General features: G+C 58.6%; 19 protein-coding genes. 10 read left to right on the top strand and 9 right to left on the bottom strand.

Annotated elements, in window-relative coordinates:
* Positions 1-62: 62 nt before the first annotated feature.
* The 3 genes from AC1RP7_RS08260 (at position 63) to AC1RP7_RS08250 (ending at position 2,722) form a co-directional block, all read left to right on the top strand.
* Entirely contained in the window at positions 63-977 is a 915-nt protein-coding gene (locus tag AC1RP7_RS08260) for a LysR substrate-binding domain-containing protein (protein WP_167362848.1), read from the top strand.
* Between the two features lie 205 nt (positions 978-1,182).
* A complete protein-coding gene (locus AC1RP7_RS08255) occupies positions 1,183-1,953 on the top strand; it encodes a hypothetical protein (RefSeq protein WP_218495173.1) in 771 nt (256 codons plus the stop codon).
* A 79-nt stretch (positions 1,954-2,032) separates the two neighbouring features.
* Positions 2,033-2,722 (top strand): hypothetical protein, encoded by a 690-nt coding sequence (locus AC1RP7_RS08250; protein ID WP_493181585.1) that lies wholly within the window; start codon positions 2,033-2,035, stop codon positions 2,720-2,722.
* Between the two features lie 70 nt (positions 2,723-2,792).
* On the opposite strand, the gene AC1RP7_RS08245 is transcribed toward AC1RP7_RS08250, so the two are convergent.
* Positions 2,793-4,862, bottom strand: a complete 2,070-nt coding sequence (locus AC1RP7_RS08245) for an AsmA family protein (protein ID WP_493181584.1) — start codon at positions 4,860-4,862, stop codon at positions 2,793-2,795.
* A gap of 387 nt (positions 4,863-5,249) precedes the next feature.
* On the opposite strand from AC1RP7_RS08245, the gene AC1RP7_RS08240 reads away from it, so the two are divergent.
* The 7 genes from AC1RP7_RS08240 to AC1RP7_RS08210 all read left to right on the top strand — a co-directional run bounded on the left by AC1RP7_RS08240 (position 5,250) and on the right by AC1RP7_RS08210 (position 10,529).
* Entirely contained in the window at positions 5,250-5,720 is a 471-nt protein-coding gene (locus AC1RP7_RS08240) for a hypothetical protein (RefSeq protein ID WP_057712211.1), read from the top strand.
* 172 nt (positions 5,721-5,892) lie between these two features.
* Complete coding sequence (locus AC1RP7_RS08235) at positions 5,893-6,525, top strand: TetR family transcriptional regulator (protein ID WP_057712212.1); 633 nt, start codon at positions 5,893-5,895, stop codon at positions 6,523-6,525.
* 285 nt (positions 6,526-6,810) lie between these two features.
* On the top strand, positions 6,811-7,311 hold the full coding sequence (gene ureE / locus AC1RP7_RS08230; RefSeq protein ID WP_057712213.1) for an urease accessory protein UreE: 501 nt from the start codon (positions 6,811-6,813) through the stop codon (positions 7,309-7,311).
* Positions 7,308-7,982, top strand: a complete 675-nt coding sequence (locus tag AC1RP7_RS08225) for an urease accessory protein UreF (protein ID WP_090452852.1) — start codon at positions 7,308-7,310, stop codon at positions 7,980-7,982. The genes ureE and AC1RP7_RS08225 overlap by 4 nt, the downstream gene beginning before the upstream one ends.
* A gap of 23 nt (positions 7,983-8,005) precedes the next feature.
* Entirely contained in the window at positions 8,006-8,620 is a 615-nt protein-coding gene (gene ureG / locus AC1RP7_RS08220; RefSeq protein WP_090452850.1) for an urease accessory protein UreG, read from the top strand.
* 29 nt (positions 8,621-8,649) lie between these two features.
* Positions 8,650-9,222 (top strand): HupE/UreJ family protein, encoded by a 573-nt coding sequence (locus tag AC1RP7_RS08215; RefSeq protein WP_493181583.1) that lies wholly within the window; start codon positions 8,650-8,652, stop codon positions 9,220-9,222.
* 173 nt (positions 9,223-9,395) lie between these two features.
* Complete coding sequence (locus AC1RP7_RS08210) at positions 9,396-10,529, top strand: AGE family epimerase/isomerase (RefSeq protein ID WP_493181582.1); 1,134 nt, start codon at positions 9,396-9,398, stop codon at positions 10,527-10,529.
* Between the two features lie 99 nt (positions 10,530-10,628).
* On the opposite strand, the gene AC1RP7_RS08205 is transcribed toward AC1RP7_RS08210, so the two are convergent.
* The 8 genes from AC1RP7_RS08205 to AC1RP7_RS08170 form a co-directional block, all read right to left on the bottom strand.
* Positions 10,629-11,534 carry a cation diffusion facilitator family transporter gene (locus AC1RP7_RS08205; protein WP_154861115.1) on the bottom strand — a complete coding sequence of 302 codons (906 nt, stop codon included), beginning with the start codon at positions 11,532-11,534 and terminating at the stop codon, positions 10,629-10,631.
* Positions 11,535-11,706: 172 nt separating this feature from the next.
* Entirely contained in the window at positions 11,707-12,477 is a 771-nt protein-coding gene (locus tag AC1RP7_RS08200) for an SDR family oxidoreductase (RefSeq protein WP_150813602.1), read from the bottom strand.
* A 297-nt stretch (positions 12,478-12,774) separates the two neighbouring features.
* A complete protein-coding gene (locus tag AC1RP7_RS08195) occupies positions 12,775-13,023 on the bottom strand; it encodes a hypothetical protein (RefSeq protein ID WP_057712219.1) in 249 nt (82 codons plus the stop codon).
* A 293-nt stretch (positions 13,024-13,316) separates the two neighbouring features.
* Positions 13,317-14,033, bottom strand: coding sequence for an ABC transporter ATP-binding protein (locus AC1RP7_RS08190; RefSeq protein WP_057712220.1), 717 nt, complete (start codon positions 14,031-14,033; stop codon positions 13,317-13,319).
* The gene (locus tag AC1RP7_RS08185) at positions 14,030-14,902 is read right to left on the bottom strand and encodes an ABC transporter ATP-binding protein (RefSeq protein WP_095945441.1); all 873 of its coding nucleotides are present in this window, start codon (positions 14,900-14,902) and stop codon (positions 14,030-14,032) included. The genes AC1RP7_RS08190 and AC1RP7_RS08185 overlap by 4 nt, the downstream gene beginning before the upstream one ends.
* Positions 14,899-16,182 carry a high-affinity branched-chain amino acid ABC transporter permease LivM gene (gene livM / locus AC1RP7_RS08180; RefSeq protein WP_218495179.1) on the bottom strand — a complete coding sequence of 428 codons (1,284 nt, stop codon included), beginning with the start codon at positions 16,180-16,182 and terminating at the stop codon, positions 14,899-14,901. Before livM ends, AC1RP7_RS08185 begins: the two co-directional genes overlap by 4 nt.
* A gap of 3 nt (positions 16,183-16,185) precedes the next feature.
* Positions 16,186-17,100, bottom strand: coding sequence for an ABC transporter permease subunit (locus AC1RP7_RS08175; protein ID WP_007979705.1), 915 nt, complete (start codon positions 17,098-17,100; stop codon positions 16,186-16,188).
* Positions 17,101-17,340: 240 nt separating this feature from the next.
* Positions 17,341-18,474 (bottom strand): ABC transporter substrate-binding protein, encoded by a 1,134-nt coding sequence (locus AC1RP7_RS08170; RefSeq protein WP_008048115.1) that lies wholly within the window; start codon positions 18,472-18,474, stop codon positions 17,341-17,343.
* Between the last annotated feature and the right edge of the window lie 294 nt (positions 18,475-18,768).

Raw genomic sequence — 18,768 nt, 5'->3', positions numbered from 1 at the left:
GAGGCTCACTACCGTCCTCGCTCAAATGAGCAGAAATCAGTCTGGATGAATCTATTTCATCCATGGAGTGTTCAATGTTCGCCTCGTTGCCGCTGACCGCCCTGCGCGCTTTTGAATCAGCCTCACGCCTGCTGAGCTTCAAGGCTGCTGCCGAAGAACTCTCGGTGACGCCGACGGCGGTGTCCCACCAGATCCGCTCACTGGAAAGTTGGCTCGGCGTGCCATTGTTCGAGCGTCTGCCACGCCAGGTGCGCCTGACCGAATGCGGCGAACGGCTGTTCCAGAGCCTGCATGGGGCTTTTCTGGAAGTGGCGCAAAGTGTCGATACACTGCGTCCGCAACGCAGTGGCGCCAGCCTGACGGTCTCCACTACCGCCGCCTTCGCCGCCCTGTGGCTGGTGCCAAGGTTGGGACGTTTCTACGCCCGACACCCGAACATCAACGTGCGCCTCGATACCCACTGCGAAGTCATCGATCTGCATCAGGACGCCAGTGTCGACCTGGTGCTGCGCTACAGCCTCGATGATTACCCCAACCTTTACGGCCAGTGCCTGTTCGATGAGTCCTTTGGTGTCTACGGTTCGCCTGAACAAGTGGCCCTGGCGTCGAGTCGCGCTCCGACGCTGATCAGCGTGCGCTGGCACAACTCCAAACTCTATGCCCACGGCTGGGAGGCCTGGTGCGCTCGCTCCGGCGAAACCTGGCTGGGCGGTCGGCCGGCCGTGCGCGAATACGACGAAGAGCATTACGCCCTGCAAGCGGCGATTGCCGGCCAAGGCCTGGTGCTGGCAAGCAATATTCTGGTGTCGGAAAGCGTGGCCAGTGGTCTGTTGTTGCCGTACCGGGGGGAAATCCAGGTCGATGGAGCCGGCTACAGCGCACTGTGCGTGCCGGGGCGTGAGCGACATCCACCGGTTCGGGCTTTTTTTGCGTGGTTGCGTGAGGAGGCATTGTTGTCCGGGCATGCGGTGCGCTGATCAGCGCCTCGACAACAGTTCAAGTGTTTCAAGTTTAACGACTGCTTAAGTTCACCACTACGAATTAGAACAATCACAAACGCCGAATAACAAACACAACTAAAACCTGAAGTTACAAACCAAAACTAGACTTTTAAATCTATAAACCTACTCTAACAACCACAGCCAGCCGGCTGCTCACACCAATAAGTAAAGGATTACTTTCATGCTACTTGAACAACGACTCGAATTTATTGATTCCCTGCCAGCATTACCTATCATCACGCAGCGCTCGGCACCTGTATTTTCTACGCTCTCGAGCAAACCTGAACATGATATCGACAAACCAACCGCCAGCGTCATGCCTGATACTATCAATGCCTTCCTGCCCGGCGTTTCGCAGGAAATCATCGACGACGTCAATTTGTGCAAACTGGTCATGCAAAACGCCGCCACCAAACTCTTCCCCAAAGATGAGCAACTCTTCGAATGGTATCGCTACTATGTTGACGGCCTGAGCAAACTGGGCTGGGTGACTCAAAACCGGAACATCCAGGAGGTCACAGTCAAGAGAGTTGGCCTGACAATGGATCAGGTTGCCCTGGAAGTGGCTGCAGGATTGATTGGTAGTAATGCGGCTAAAATCCTGGCTGATGTTGCGAAAAAGGCCGTTGAGGCGGTGCAGAAAAGTCCCGATGCCATTAAGATTTTTGATCGTAACTCTAAGCTGGGCACCCAGGCAAAATTCGATATCGCACCGATCTGGCTTGATAACGGTGGGCAACCAAACATGGTCCTCAACTGCATCTCCCTGGATGCAAGGGAGAGCACCCGCGGTATTCTGTTCTGGAAATCGACCCGCCAGTCCACCACGATGAAAACGGGTGCTGTGCGCACTTACCTGGACACTAAAACGTTTTCAGGCCTGCGTGGCGACCTGTACAGGAAATTTAGCGAAAGCGGTAAAAAATTCATTGATGAATTGCCTGATTTCTAACAACCAATGAAATGTTTAAATCGGCCATAGCAGGCCGATTTAAACAACTTCTTGCGCCCACCTGCGCGTAGGTAAAAATATGAAAAAAACAACAATTGATACTTGGTTGGTTAATGGCAACATAACGATCTTCTACGGTCTGCACACTGACAGCTTTAAAAAAGATATTCTAGCGTCTAGCCTGCTAGGCGAACTGGTGGCAGCACAAAAAAGCAGAAACCGTGAGATTTCCTGGCCAACCTATACTGATACCGTTCAAAAAATTGGCTGGACGGTCAATAGCCGGGCGACCCAGCAATTCGAATTTAAACACAGTAGCCTATTTAATATTATTGAACAAAGCGCCGGGAGTGCCCTGCCACAAGATGAACGGCAAGCGCTAGCTATCGCATTTGCTCAACTGGCAAAACTCCAGCCTGACTCACCGGCGATCAGGGTAATCGTCGAGCAACTTCAAAGAAACGCTATTGTGAGCAACACCACCACGGACATATTGGTTTCAACGGCTGTTCTGCTGACGATTATTCGCAACGATAAAACCGTGGTAACTCTGCAAGTGGCGTTCGAAACAGCCCAAAAGATTGCAATAGATATTCTCGACCAGCCGGTTTTGAATAGCACCAACGAACACAAGACCAACATTTGGCTAATGAGTAGTTTGCTGGATGGGCGCCAATACAATCGCGTAAGAGATGACGTCCTCAAGAAACTGGGTAACAGGATGGAAACGGAGTTATTGCAAATCCATGCGCCCACCGGCTTGAGTTGAATAATCTAGCCTCGCCGGACGTTCAAGCGACCCGGAGTCGGGGGCGCTTGAACACTGCTCACCAACATATTCAGTTTTTTACGGTCTTCGGCGCCTTGCCCGCCTTCATCTGCTCCAGCAACGGCGCGCACTGGTTCGGCTCGCCGCCACTCGGCGCTATCAGCGCCAACAACCCTGCCGCCGGTGCGGCGATCACGCCTAACGCGACCATCCCGGCTCCACGCAACATCAACGGCACGGCCTTGACCCCCGCATCGGGCTTGATGAACTTGCCCCGCACGTACAGCGGCGAACGCAACGAAATCAAACGCCAGCCCTTTGATTCCGGGGTGATGGTCAGGTCCAGTTGTTCGGTCGCCATGTTCGCCGTGCCATCGATGTAAACAATGGCGTTCTCGGTGTCGAACACAAACAAGCGGGTACTCGCCAGGCCGGACTGGATGCCGAAGTCGGCGGCGGCGCAGTTGATCTTCACTTCCTTGTCGCCAAAGATCTTGCCGACCACGTAGTTGCCGACGTTCAGCCCGGCCAACTCCATCAATTCGCGACTGATAGCACCATCGTTGATCAGCATTTTCAGATTGCCATTGGCGCTGCCCAGCAGTTTAGCCACCGAATTGCCGTGCCCGCTGATATCACCGTCGCCGTTGAGTTCGCCGAAACTGGTTTTCATCGGTTCAAAGCCGGGGAACAACTGCTTGAGCTTGAAGCCTCGCGCCGTGAGTTTGGCATGGCCCTCCAGCGGATCGGTGTGGCCGTTCAGGCGAATCTGCGCATCCAGCTTGCCGCCGGCCACGCCGAAACGCAGCGGCTCGAGGCTGAGCACGCCATCGGTGAGTACCAGATGGGTATAGAGATCGTTGAACGGCAGTTTTTCGCTGTGCACGATGCGCTTGCCGGTGAACTCGACATCGGCGTCCATATCGCGCCAGCGATCGGTCTTGAACTCTTCGACCGGCAGCACTTTGTCCGCCGGTTGTTTGCTGTCACCGCCTCGGGCCTTCTGCTCGGCGTTGGAGTCGGCACCAATCAGCGGTGCCAGGTCAGCGAACAGCAATTGATTGGATAACAGCGAACCGCTGAGCTTTGGCCGTGGCTGGCTGGCCACGTAGGTCAGGTTGCCATGGATGTCACTTTCACCGATCTTGCCGTTGAATTCTTCATAGTGGAATACCGCGCCACCCGGCTCGTGTAACTTGGCGATCAGATGGCCGTCGGTGGCATAGGGTGGCGTGTCCGGCAGGATCACGCCGGTCAGCGGGTAGAGATTGCCCAGACTGGTACCGGCCAATTTCAGGCGCAGGTCCAGGGCGCCGAGGTTCAGCGGATCGGTCAGGGTGCCGGCCAGTTCGACGCTGGAATCGGCGATTTTTACCTGTGCCTGAAGCGGAAACGGCCGTGCCGCGTCCTGCAACGCCAACAGCCCGCCAATCTTGCCCTGGCCCGCGAGTTTCTGGCCGTGGTACTGGCCGTTGACCTTGAGGGCGAATGCATAGTCCTGGGGTGACGAACCCTTCTCCTGCGCGGCTTTCGCCGCTTTGTCGCCGACGATATCGCTGAACGGAATCGGCTTGCCCAATGGATCGATCAGTACGTCGAGTTGGGTCTTCAGGTTCTGGTCGTCGAGGGTGACATGCCCCTTGTCAAAGCCGATCGCTCCGATATCCACCACCCAGCTCGAAGGCTCGGCGCTCGGGCCCTTTGGGTCGAGTTTGAAGGTCCAGTTGGCGCGCCCGTCAGCCAGGCGTTGCAGGTGGGCATTGGGCTCGGTGAGATCGATACGCGGGATCACCACCCGCTGCGCCAGCAATGCCAGGGGTGAAATACGCAGCTCCACCCGTTTGAGGGTGACCATCTGTGGCTGTTTCGACCAATCGGGATTGCCCAGGCTCAAGTCTTCGGCCACCACATGAGGCCACGGTACCCAGGCGCGCCAGCCGCCTTCATCGGGCTCGGGTTGCCAGACCACCGACAGATTGCCGTTGATGGCGAAAGCGCGGTGCAGCTCTTCGGAAACTTTGGCGTTGAGCGGCGCTTTGATCCGGTTCCAGTCGAAGAACACGATGATCAGCACCAGCATCACCAACAAGGTAAGGAAAGTGGAAAGGGTCCAGACCAACGTCTTTTGAGTGCGCGTCATTGCACAGGGCTCCTGATACGACCGGGCGCCCCGACTGCGACGCACATGTGAAACGGTGAGCCGCAAACGGCTCGCCATGCAAATTACGACTGATAAAAACCCGACAGGTTTAATCGGTAGACCGATTTCGCCGATTTCGCCCAGTCCAATACTGACCAGCCGGTCGACCTGCGTTACCGGACCTGCACTTTTGCACAACACAGGTGGGTCGAAAACACCCACAAAAGTGCAAGACAACTCGCCGGAAACGCCCGGCCTAGGGCCTCCGCAGCAAACAATCAATTCCGTTGATTATTACCATTGCGTTTATGAACTTTCATATCGATTTATCGAGAGTAGCATTGCTCTCGTGCCCACTTATTCGCACCCCCACGGAGCAAAACAATCATGAAACGCCAACTACTGCTTAGCCTTACACTTTCGATGCTGGCCAGCACTGCCTTTGCCCTGCCAGCGGCTGACCAGGCCACCCCACAAGTGAAACAAGACCACTCGGTGTTCAGCCAGACCGTCGCCGCCGATGGTTCCGACCGCACCCCACAAGGCCAGACCCTTGCCGAAGGCGGTAATGATCGCCTGAAAGAAAAAGGCCTGATTACTCAGGATGGCTCGGACCGTACTCCACAGGGCCAAACCCTGGCTGCCGATGGTTCCGATCGTACCCCACAAGGCCAGACCCTTGCCGCTGACGGTTCGGATCGCACCCCACAAGGTCAAACCCTGGCTGCTGATGGTTCCGACCGTACTCCACAAGGTCAGACCCTTGCCGCCGACGGTTCGGATCGCACTCCACAAGGTCAAACCCTTGCTGAAGGCGGTGGTGACCGCGTGATCGAACGCAACAGCGCCGTGAGCTAAGCTCCATGGCCGCCTTGAAAAAAAGCCCAATCCCCGGATTGGGCTTTTGAATTTTCATAGGCCCGCTCGATAGATGCCACACATCCCCGCGTGATCCCCCCACAGTCGTTCGACGCCGACAAAGCCGATTTGCTAGAGTGCGCCGCGTCCCTGTCCAGAAAACGCCCTTGCGATGCTGCCCCGCGCCGAACAGAAACAACAAACCCGTAACGCCCTGATGGACGCTGCCCGGCGCCTGATGGATGGCGGCCGAGGATTCGGCAGCCTGAGCCTGCGCGAAGTCGCGAAAACCGCCGGCATCGTACCGACCGGTTTCTACCGCCATTTTGCCGATATGGATGAATTGGGCCTGGTACTGGTCAGCGAAGTCGGCCAGACATTCCGCGAAACCATTCGCCTGGTACGACACAACGAATTCGTAATGGGCGGCATCATCGATGCCTCGGTGCGGATCTTTCTTGATGTGGTTAGCGCCAACCGTTCGCAGTTCCTGTTTCTTGCCCGTGAGCAGTACGGCGGTTCAGTGCCGGTGCGCCAGGCCATCGGCCGTTTGCGTGAAAACATCAGCTCGGACCTGGCGGCGGATTTGTCACTGATGCCGAAACTGCAGCATCTGGACATCGCCGACCTGAGCGTCATGGCGGATCTGATCGTCAAGAGCGTGTTCGCCACCCTGCCGGACATCATCGATCCGCCAGCCGAAGCCTTGCCAGAGCACCTCACGCCCCAGGCGAAAATCACCCAGCAGTTGCGGTTTATCTTTATCGGCCTCAAGCATTGGCAAGGGCTCGGCAGCACTGAGTAACTTTCTGTGGATGAAATCCCTGTGGGAGCGAGCTTGCTCGCGATGAGGGCATGACATCCACCATCTATGTGACAGTTCCACCGCCATCGCGAGCAAGCTCGCTCCCACATTAAACCTCGCCGCTTTAACTTGGTGCGCAAACCAAAAACAACGCACCAACTTCAACCAAAATACTCACTCCATCGATACCAGTCCCACGCCTCCGTCAGGCATTTCCTACACATCATGTCGATTGGCAAGCCCCTTGCTCTAGCCTGAACATTGTCCATTGCTGGAAGCCTTCCGATGCTGGTGATTCATCGCAGAATCGACCCTCAACCCGTTTGGGCCGCCGAACTGCACCTGACGTTCGAAGCCCGCAGCAAAAGCCGATTGCGCTGTTTCAGTGCCGAGGGTGAAGACGTCGGGTTGTTTTTGGAGCGCGGCCAGCCGCCGTTGCGTGACGGCGAATGCCTGCAAGCCGAAGATGGGCGAATCGTGCGCGTCTGCGCCCGTCCCGAACAACTGCTGCATGTCACCTGCGCCAATGCCTTCGAACTGACCCGCGCGGCCTATCACCTGGGCAACCGCCATGTCGCCCTGCAAGTCGGCGACGGCTGGTTGCGCCTGCTCGACGACTACGTGCTCAAGGCCATGCTCGAACAACTCGGTGCCGTTGCCGTGAACATCGAGGCGCCGTTCCAGCCGGAACATGGCGCCTACGGCGGTGGTCATCATCATTCGCGTCACGGCGATGAAGACTTCAACTACGCGCCGAAACTGCACCAGTTCGGCGTACGCACATGAACCCGGCCTGGGCGCTGTTGCGCCTGGCCAGTCCGCAGTTGCCGATTGGCGGCTACAGCTACTCCCAGGGCCTTGAAATGGCTGTGGATAACGGCCGTGTTCACGACCCCGACAGTGCGCGACGCTGGATCAGCGATCAGTTGCTGCTGAATCTGGCACGCTTCGAAGCACCCTTGCTGCTCGCCCATTGCGTGGCCGCCAGCGAGGAAAACTGGGACGAATTGCTGCAACGCTGCGAGGAACACCGCGCCAGCCGCGAAACCCGCGAGCTGCATCAGGAGAGCCGGCAGATGGGCTATTCGTTGCAGCAATTGCTCAATGGCTTGCCGGAGCTCGACGCCCCCGCCCGCGCCTTCCTCGAACAGCGCAGCGAGCCACATCTGGCCCTGGGTTGGGCGTTGGCCGCGCGCGCCTGGCAGATCAGCCCGCAGGACGCTCTGGCCGCATGGCTCTGGAGCTGGCTGGAAAACCAGTTGGCGGTGCTGATGAAGACCCTGCCCCTGGGTCAGCAAGCCGCCCAACGCCTGACCAGCGAACTGTTGCCGCTGCTTCAACAGGCTCAACAGAACGCCACTCGAATCGATCCCGATCATTACGGCAGCGCCGCTTTCGGCCTGTCCCTGGCGTGTATGGCCCACGAGCGCCAGTACAGCCGTCTGTTCCGTTCCTAGGGCCATTTATTTTGGAGAATCACATGAACGCACAACCCCTGCGCGTCGGTATCGGCGGCCCGGTCGGCTCCGGCAAAACCGCCCTGACCCTGGCCCTGTGCCTGGCCCTGCGCGAGCGTTACAACCTGGCCGTCGTGACCAACGACATCTACACCCGCGAAGACGCAGATTTTCTGGTGCGCAACGAAGCCCTTGCACCGGAGCGCATCATCGGCGTGGAAACCGGTGGCTGCCCGCACACGGCCATCCGCGAAGACGCCTCGATCAACCTCGAAGCCGTGGATCAGCTCAACCGCCGTTTTCCGGGGCTGGACCTGATTCTCGTGGAGTCCGGTGGCGACAACCTCTCCGCGACCTTCAGCCCGGAACTGTCCGACCTGACCATCTACGTGATCGACGTCTCGGCCGGCGACAAGCTGCCACGCAAGGGCGGGCCGGGAATCTGCAAATCCGACCTGCTGGTGATCAACAAGATCGACCTGGCACCTCTGGTCGGCGCCTCGCTGGAGATGATGAACAGCGACACCCAACGCATGCGCAACGGCAAGCCCTTTGTCTTCAGCAATCAGAAAACCGGCCTGGGCCTGGAAGAGATCATTGCCTTCATCGAACGCCAGGGTTTGCTGACCGCGGCCTGATCCCGACTTATCAACAAGGAAGCTTATCCATGACACTCAAACGTATTCTCGGCGCCCTGGCCCTGCTACTGACTCCGACCCTCGCCTTTGCCCATCCGGGACACGGCGACAACGGCTTGATCGCCGGTATCAGCCACCCACTTGGCGGTCTCGATCACTTGCTGGCAATGCTCGCGGTCGGCCTGTGGGCAGCACAGCAGCAAGGCGCCGCACGCTGGGCGCTGCCATGTGCCTTTGTCGGCACTATGTTGATTGGCGGGCTGTTGGGTTTTGAAGGATTGAACCTGCCGGCACTGGAGAGCGGGATTGCCGCTTCCGTGTTGGCTTTGGGGCTGGCGGTTGCCCTGGCAGTGCGTCCACCGTTGGTGATGGCGGTGGGTGCGACTGCGTTGTTTGCGCTGTTTCATGGTGTCGCGCACGGGCTGGAACTGCCGGAAATGTTGAGCCCCTGGACCTACGCCGCAGGCTTTGTTGCGGCGACGGCGGTGTTGCACGCGGCGGGTTATGCGCTGGTGCGGGTGTTGCCGCAGGCCGCAGCGCCCCTGGTGCGACTGGCGGGCGCGGCTTCGGCGGCGACTGGCGTGTGGTTGCTGGCAGGTTGACTCTCTAGTGTCTGACCCGGCCTCTTCGCGGGCAAGCCCGCTCCCACATTGGAATGCGTACACCTGTGGGAGCGGGCTTGCCCGCGAAGGCGGCCTGACAGACACAGCCTCTCTCAGGCCAGCCTCTCTGCTAACATGTCGCGCAATCGCCCCTGCCGTGACGACGCCAGCCAATGCCGCCTGTTTCCCGCTCTGCCTCTCAGCCTGAATTGACCGCCCTGTTCGCCTCGGTGCAACAGCATTTCCTGAACGTCATCGTGCCGCTCTGGCAAGGTCCGGGCTGGAACGCCGATATGGCGTTGCCCTACGAGGCGCTGGATGCCGCACACCAACCACTGCCACCGCAACGCTACCGGGCCATGGCCTGTGCGCGGCAGTTGTATCTGTTTGCCAGCCTGATCGGTCAGATACCGGGCGCCGAAGAGCGTGCCGCCGCGTTGTTCCGCTCCTTGCAGCGGCACTTCCACGATGCCGAGCACGGCGGCTGGTTCTACAGTGTCGATGCACAAGGTGCGCCGCTGGATCAGCGCAAGGATCTCTACACCCACGCCTTCATCCTGTTCGCCTGCGCCCATTACTGGGACAAGGTCCGCGAGCCGCTGGTGGAGTCGGTGCTCAACGCCTCGCTGGAAGTGGTCGCGCAGCGTTTCGCCACGGACGACGGTCTGTACGAAGCCACGCTCGACCGCGACTGGGCATCGCTGGACAGCGGCCCTTTGCAAAACCCGCTCATGCACCTGGCCGAAGCTTTCCTCGCCACCCTGTCGGTGCGTGAAGGCCTCGACGTGCAACAGGCGCTCGTCGGGTTATGCACAGCCATGCACGCGCGCTTCATCGATCCACAGCACGGCGTGTTGATGGAAAAACCGCTGGGGTCTGTGGATAACTGGTTTGAACCGGGGCATCAGTTCGAGTGGTATTTCCTGTTGGAATCCTCGGCGCTGTTGCGCAATTCGACGCTGCATGCCGATCTGGAGCGGGCCTTCGCCTTTACCGAGCAAGTGGGCGTTGATCAGCAGACTGGCGCCGTGCGGGCGATGCTCGATTTCGCAGCCGATGGCGGCGTCCGGGACGCCACGCAACGCATCTGGGCCCAGGCCGAGTACCTACGCGCATTAACGCTGCGCCCGGACAGCGGAGCGGCTGTACTGCGTCAATTGCAGGCATTGCAGCAGCGCTCGCTGCATGCCGGCGGCTGGTACGAATGCCGTGACGAGCACGGAGAAGTCAGCCGCCGCGATATGCCGTCGACCACGCCTTATCACCTGGCGACCTGTTATCGCGGGTTGGCGGAATATCTCGGCTGACTGTTCGGCCGCTTTCGCGAGCAAGCCCGCTCCCACAGGTTGCATACAATCCCTGTGGGAGCGGGCTTGCTCGCGAATGACCTCGAAGAGGTCGCCTTGTCACTCAATCCACTTGCGGTCCCCGGTAAAGCTGATGGTCAGCCATCGCGCAGCATCCGGCTCGCCAAGCTTTGTGGAAATTTCTTCACGCAAACTGTCCAGTTGCCCCACACCGTCCAGCCAGTAATCCTTCGGCAATACGATGTGAATCTCGATAAAACAGGCCCTGCCGTGTTTCTGCACGTAGGAAATGTAATCGTCGAAACCATGCTCGGCCTTCGCCACTTCCATCACCTGACGCACCTTGTCGTCCAGTTGATCCGGGACGATCCCCAGCACATCGCGCAAGGCCGGCCCGAGGATTTTGAACGCTGGGGGGAGCATGCCCAAGGCCAGCAGAATCAGGATCATCGGGTCGACATACACCGCCCACTTGTCGTAACCCTGAGTCTTGAGCAGCAGTGCGATCAGGAAACTCACCAGCAGTCCCGCCGACAGCATCGCGTCCACCAGCCAACTGATGTTGTCGAACTGGATCAGCGATGAGTTGAGCGTGCGATTGCGTTGGCGGACGTAGAAGAAATAAATGAGCTCAACGACAGTGAAGAAGGCCGCGTAGAAAATCACCAGACCGAGTTCGACTTCCCGGCCACCACTGATGATGCCGAACACACCGTTGAGAAAGGCATAAACGGCCACCAGGAATATGAAACTGCCTTCGATCACCAGCACCATGGGCTCCAGGTGCCAGGAACCGAACTGAAAGCGCTGGTTGCTTTCCTTGGCGATCAGCCGGGCGGTGATCAGCATCAGGACCTTGATGAAGGCCGCGATCAACGAAAAGAAGCCATCGAACAGAATGGATTGGGCGCCCGAAACAAAACCGGTGATGATCCCGGCGAATGTCACGGCGAGCATCAGGAAGGTCGATTGTTTGAGCAGCGCCTGCTCGCCTCGATTACTCACTTGATCTCCTCAGATACCTCTAGACCGCCGGGTGCGACGGATTGCTTGAGGGAGGAGTCTAGCTGATGTCCGGATTTATCCGCTCCGGCCCCTTCGCGAGCAAGCCCGCTCCCACATTGGATCGCGGTCTAATGTGGGAGCGGGCTTGCTCGCGAAGAACGATGACTCGGTATTAAGCCTTGCCACCACTGCGATCAATAGCAAACCCAGCCCAGGTCTGGCTCACCGGCATCAGCTCCAGGCTGTTGATGTTGATGTGCGCCGGGGCATTGAGCACCCAGAAGATTGTCTCGGCGATGTCTTGCGGCTGAATCGGCTCGGCGCCAGCGTAAGTGGCGTTGTAGCGCTCCTGGTCACCGGCAAAACGCACCAGCGAGAACTCGCTCTCGCACAGGCCCGGCTCGATGTTGCTGACCCGCACGCCCGTGCCTTGCAGGTCGCAGCGCAGGTTCACGGAGAACTGTTTGACGAACGCCTTGGTCGCGCCATACACATGGCTGCCCGGGTACGGGTAGTTGCCGGCGATGGACCCCAGGTTGACGATACCGGCACCTCGACCGTGGGCAATCAGGCGCGGCAACAGCAGACGGGTGCTGTACATCAGGCCTTTGACGTTGGTATCGACCATGGTGTCCCAATCGTCCAGGTCGCACTTGGGCGCCGGATCAACCCCCAGGGCCAGCCCGGCGTTGTTGATCAACCCGCGCAGTTTTGCAAAGGATGGCGGCAGATTGGCAATCGCCTCCTCCATGGCCTTGCGATCACGCACATCGAGCACCAGGCCATGGACTTCGGTCTGCTTCGACAGCTCGGCGCACAACGCATTGAGGCGCTCTTCACGACGGCCAGTCAGCACCAGTTTCCAGCCGGCCTCGGCAAAACGACGGGCACAGGCTTCACCAAAACCGGAGGTCGCGCCGGTAATAAACAGGGTGTTGGACATCGTGTTCTCCTTGCTTCGGCTGATCGCCAGCCATTGGAATAGAAAATCAGCAGGCAGCATGCCCGGCCTTGTTCACAGCGGCAACCACCGTTCAATCTGTTCAAAAAACGCTCAATCCCGGCAACCCCTTGAACAGCGTGGCCTACAGCCATGTGCGCGCACGTTATCCACAGGCCGGTCCACAGTCTTTGGGGGCAAGTGGAAAAGCTGCAAGCCGCTATCCACAAGGCTTTGCGCGGAGTTTTGAAACTTTTTTGCTTGACCCTCAACCGCCTGCTGTGTAGCCCTTGGCCATTTTCATGACTGACGGGTCAAACCGGCGATGGCGCCAAGCCAGTAACCACGGCCTTCAGCCGAGTCTTTCCAGAGTTTAGTCACAGACTTATCCACAGGCTTGTCCACGCCGATTCCATGCATTTTCATCCCGAACAAAAAGGTTGACAAAGACGCCTGCAAGCTGCGCAAAAACACCTGATCAAAAAACAACCACACCTCTGCAAGCCACGGTTTAAAAGGCCTGCAGCCAGCTACTCCCACGTTATTCACAGCCGGTTCCACAGCAAACGGGGACAAGTCAAAACCGTGGCAAAACAACTATTTGCAGCGTCTTTATGTCGCGCTTTGCGAGCTTTGGAATATTGTTTTCCACAATTTCCCAGAGGCATGCCAAAAACCTGTGGGAGCGAGCTTGCTCGCGATGACTGCGGCACAACTTGCATCGTGGAGACTGACACACCTCTATCGCGCGCAAGCTCGCTCCCACAGGGTTCAGTGGTGTTTTGAAGATGTAAAAAAGCCCCGGCGATTGCGCGCCGGGGCTTGTGCATAACAAAGCAGACTCAGTGCCCGCCGAGATAGGCGCTACGCACATCCTCGTTGACCAACAACTCCTTGCCGGTGCCGGTCATGCGGATTTCGCCGTTGACCATCACGTAAGCCCGGTCAGACAACCGCAGGGCGTGGTTGGCGTTTTGCTCCACCAGGAAGATGGTCATGCCGGTCTTGGCCAGTTCACGCAGGGTGGCGAAGATCTGCTTCACCACGATCGGCGCCAGGCCCAGGCTTGGCTCATCGAGCAGCAACAACTTGGGCCGGCTCATCAGAGCCCGGGCGATGGCGAGCATCTGCTGCTCGCCGCCGGACATGGTCATCGCCCGCTGGGTACGCCGCTCTTCAAGCCTGGGGAACAGCTCGAACATGCGCTGCATATCCTCCTTGGCGTACTTGTCACCGATAGGGATGGTGCCCATCAGCAGGTTCTCCTCGACAGTCATGTCGGGGAACACCCGCCGCCCTTCCGGCGATTGCGCAATGCCGTTGGAGGCGATGTAGTGGGACGACTTGTGGGTAATATCCACGCCCTGATAGAGGATCTGCCCGTCCGCCGCCCTTGGCTGGCCGAAGATCGACATCAGCAGGGTCGACTTGCCGGCACCATTGGAGCCGATCAGGCTGACGGTTTCCCCTTCGTTGATGTGCAGCGAGACACCTTTAAGGGCCTGGATCGGCCCGTAAAACACGTCCAGTTCCTTGAGCTCGAGGATGGGTTTACTCATACCACCTCCTCTTCTTCCGCGCCCAGATAAGCGGCGATCACTTTCGGGTCGTTGCGGATGTCGTCGGGGCCACCCTCGGCGATGACGATGCCGTGGTCCAGCACCACAATGTGGTCGGAGATACTCATAACCATGCCCATGTCGTGTTCGATCAGCACCACGGTCAGATCGTGCTCGTCGCGCAGCAGCCGGATCATCGCGCTCAGCGCTTCGGTTTCCTGAGGGTTGAGGCCGGCGGCCGGTTCGTCGAGGCAGATGATCTGCGGACGGGTGCACATGGCCCGGGCGATTTCCAGGCGGCGTTGCTGACCGTAGGACAGCTCACCGGCCAGGCGGTTGGCGCAGTCCACCAGATCCACCACTTCCAGCCAGTAGAACGCGTGGTCCAGCGCATCGCTTTCGGCCTTGCGATAGCCCTTGGTGTTGAGGATGCCGGCGAGCATGCTGCGATTGACCCACATGTGCTGAGCCACCAGCAGGTTTTCCAGCACCGACATTTCCTTGAACAGGCGAATGTTCTGGAAGGTCCGCGCCAGGCCGGCGCGGTTCACCAGGTGAGTGCCGCCGAACGCCTTGTAGAACAGCCGACTGGCGAAGGATTTCGGCGAAACGAAATCGGTTGGCTTGAACGACTCACCCAGCAACTTGATGACGTTGGTCTGTTGCCCACGAATGTTGAGTTCGATCTTGCCGCCGGAGGCTTTGTAGAAACCGGTCAGGCAGTTGAACACCGTGGTCTTGCCGGCGCCGTTAGGACCGATCAGGGCGAAGATCGAGTTGCGGTGTACTTTCAGGCTGACATCGCTCAACGCCTTGATGCCGCCGAAGTGCATCATCAGCTTTTCTACACTGAGTACGACTTCGCTCATGGCGCTACTCCTTTACGCGGGGTCACACCGGTACGGCTGATCCGAATCAGGCCGCGCGGTCGCCAGATCATCATCAACACCATCAGGATGCCGAACAGCAGCACGCGGTACTCGGCGAAGCCACGCAGCAGTTCCGGGGCGACGGTCAGCACGAACGCTGCAATCACCACGCCTATGGTCGAACCCATGCCACCGAGTACCACGATGGCGAGGATCAGCGCCGATTCGAAGAAGGTGAACGAGGTCGGGTTGACGAAGCCCTGGTAGGTGGCGAAGAACACCCCGGCCAGACCGGCCGTCGAGGCGCCGATGGTGAACGCCGAGAGCTTGACCAGCACGTGGTTCAGACCCATGGAGCGGCAGGCGATTTCGTCTTCGCGCAGGGCTTCCCAGGCGCGGCCGACCGGCATGCGGGTCAGGCGATGCTTGATGTGCAGCACGGCCAGGACCACCAGGAACAACACGGCGTAGATGAAGTAGTACTTCACGTCAGGGTTGTAGGCGATGCCGAAGAACTCATGGAACGGCACCCCGCCCTCTTTCGCCCTTTTTCCGAACTCGATGCCGAAGAAAGTGGGCAACGGCGCTGCCATGCCATTCGGGCCGCCGGTCAGGGACAGCCAGTTATTGAGGATCAACCGAATGATTTCACCGAAGCCCAGGGTCACGATCGCCAGGTAGTCACCGTGCAGGCGCAGCACCGGGAAACCGAGGATGCAACCGGCCAGTCCGGCGGTAATCGCCGCCAACGGCAACACCGTCCAGAAGCCCAGCCCAAGATATTGATAACCGAGCGCCAGGCCATAGGCACCGATGGCGTAGAACGCCACGTAACCAAGGTCGAGCAGGCCGGCCAGGCCGACCACGATGTTCAGCCCCAGCCCCAGCAGCACGTAGATCAGCCCGAGGATGACCACGCCCAACAGGTACGAGTTGGAGAAAAACGGGAACACCACCGCGATAACAATCATCAGCGGGATGATCCAGCGCAGCCGGGATTTGTAATCAGGCGGCAGTACATGGACCCCGGACCCGGTGGTTTCAAAACCCTCGAGGATTCTCAGGCCCTTGGGGGTTTGCAGGAACAGGCTAAGGGCAAAGCGACCGGCCATGACGATGGCGACAATCCAGGCCACCCGGCTCGTTTCCATATTGAAGCCATAGCCATCGAGGACTACGCCGACAATCGGGCCGAACACAATCAGGGCCACCAGGCCGGCAAGAATCGCGTCAACCAGGCTTCTTTTGAGATCAATGGTTTTTTTAGTGGTTGAAGACATCGCTTACACCTTCGACACAAGAGGACGGCCGAGCAGGCCTTGGGGCCGAAAGACCAGAACGAGAACGAGCAGCGAGAAGCTGAAAACGTCTTTGTAGTCCGAGTTCACCAGACCGGAAAACAGCGACTCGGAAATCCCGAGAATGATCCCGCCGAGCATCGCGCCGGGCAGTGAACCAATCCCGCCGAGCACCGCGGCAGTGAACGCCTTGATCCCGATGATGAAGCCGGCATAGAAGTCGAATGTGCCGTAGTTCATGGTGATCAGCACGCCGGCCAGGGCCGCCATCGCTGCACCGATGATGAACACGTAGGAAATCACCCGATCGGTGTTGATCCCCAGGATCGAAGCCATCTTGCGGTCTTGCTGGGTTGCACGGCACATGCGGCCGAGCTTGGTGTACTTGATGACGTAGGTCAGCAGGCCCATCCCGACGAACGCTGCGACCAGAATGAAGACCTTGGTGTAGGTCAACTGAACGAAACCGGTACCGATATCAACGCGCCAGGCACCCGAGAGCAAAGTCGGAACGCCTTGTTGCTTCGCGCCCTGGGAGATCTGTGCGTAGTTTTGCAGGATCAGAGAGATACCGATCGCACTGATCAGCGGTGCGAGTCGAGTGGAGTTACGCAGGGGTTTGTAGGCGACACGCTCGATGACCCAGCCATACACCGCCGTGACGACGATGGTGAAGATCAGTGTGCCAAGCATCAGCAGCGGGAAAGATTCGATACCGAAGTAAGCCAGCAGAGCCAGACTGATTGCCGCGAGGTAAGCGGAAATCATGTAAACCTCGCCGTGGGCGAAGTTGATCATGCCGATGATGCCATAGACCATTGTGTAGCCGATGGCGATCAGGCCATAGACCGACCCGAGGGTCAGGCCGTTGACCAGTTGCTGCAGGAAAATACCATCCATAACGCAATCTCACGCAATGAGAACCTGCACATGTGGCTGTGCGGTTCCTCTAAGGAAAATACAGATATACGTCGGAGCAATGTCAGCCACGATCAGGCAGGCCACCACGGCCCCCTGTAGGAGCGAGCTTGCTCGCGATTGCGGTTTAACATTCAACGAATGAGTTGCCTGCCGGTCCGTCATCGCGAGCAAGCTCGCTCCCACAGGGGAACCGTGGGGTTCACCCAATTGAGTCAGCCCTTACTTCTGTTTTTCCAGCTGGTGGTATTTGCCATCCTTGTCCCACTGGTAAACCACGTAGTCGGAGATTTTCAGGTCGCCCTTGCTGTCCCAGGTCTTCTCGCCCATGACGGTCTTGACCGGGTTTTTCTTCAGCCATGCAGCCGCTTCTTCGCCCTTGTTGGACTTGGCGCCGTTGAAGGCTGCTGCCAGGGTCTGGACCGAAGCGTAGGCGTACAGGGTGTAGCCTTCAGGCTCGGTACCGGCCTTGCGGAAGGCGTCTACCACGGTCTTGCTGTCTGGCAGCAGGCGTGGGTCGGCGCCGAAGGTCATCAGCACGCCGTCAACGAATTGCGGGCCGCCAGCGGTGGTCACCAGCTCGTCGGTCACGATGCCGTCGTCGGACATGAACTTGACGTCCTTGAGGCCTTGTTCACGCAATTGACGCACCAGAGGACCGGCTTCCGGGTGCAGACCACCAAAGTAGACGACGTCAGCGCCGGCGCCGCGGATTTTGGTCACGATGGTGCTGAAGTCTTTCTCGCCACGGGTCAGGCCTTCATACAGCACAGGCGTTACGCCGCGCTTGACCAGTTGAGCCTTGGTAGCATCCGCCAGGCCCTGGCCGTAGGTGTCCTTGTCGTGCAGCACGACAACTTTCTTGCCCTTGAGCACGTCGACGATGTAGTCGCCGGCCACGATGCCTTGCTGGTCGTCACGCCCGCACATACGGAACATGGCGCTCAGGCCGCGCTCGGTAACGGCCGGGTTGGTGGAACCCGGGGTGATGGCGATGATGCCCGCTTCGTCGTAGATCTCGGAGGCCGGAATGGTCGAGGAAGAGCAGAAGTGACCGACTACGCCGGCGACTTTCTGGTTGGTCAGATCCTTGGCGACCGTCACAGCTTGTTTCGGCTCGCAGGCGTCATCGCCCTTGACCAGTACGATTTTTTCCCCGTTAACCCCGCCAGCCGCGTTGACCGCATCGGCCGCGGCCTGTGCACCCTTCATGTACTGTTCGCCAAATGCCGCGTTGGCGCCCGTCATTGGTCCCGCTACGCCGATCTTGATGTCAGCCTGAGCAAACGCAGAAACACCCAGCGCAGTTGCCACTGCGAGGGCCAGAAAGCCTTTCTTGTAAAACGTCTGGGACATGAGGTGGTGCTCCATGGTTTTTTTAATTGGCACTGCGACTTCACTGAATGCTCAGAGCAAGGGCCGTGCCATCGGTTTTTTATTCTGAAAAAAGTCGCTGCTTTCTTGTTATTTCGACTGTTTCGATCCCATTTTCATTGGGCGTGCAACCGTCTAAACCGCGGAAGGTAAAACCATTTTTTATTTGAGGCGCAACCCGACTGCGCCATCATTGCAACCGCGGCTTTAAACAACGTGCAACCAGCCTGTAACAACGTGCGTCACCGAAGTGCACACTGCTGGTGCGGAACTGCT

The sequence above is a fragment of the Pseudomonas sp. GW822-FHT01E03 genome, from assembly GCF_058802985.1.
This window is presented reverse-complemented; position numbering and strand designations above follow the sequence as displayed.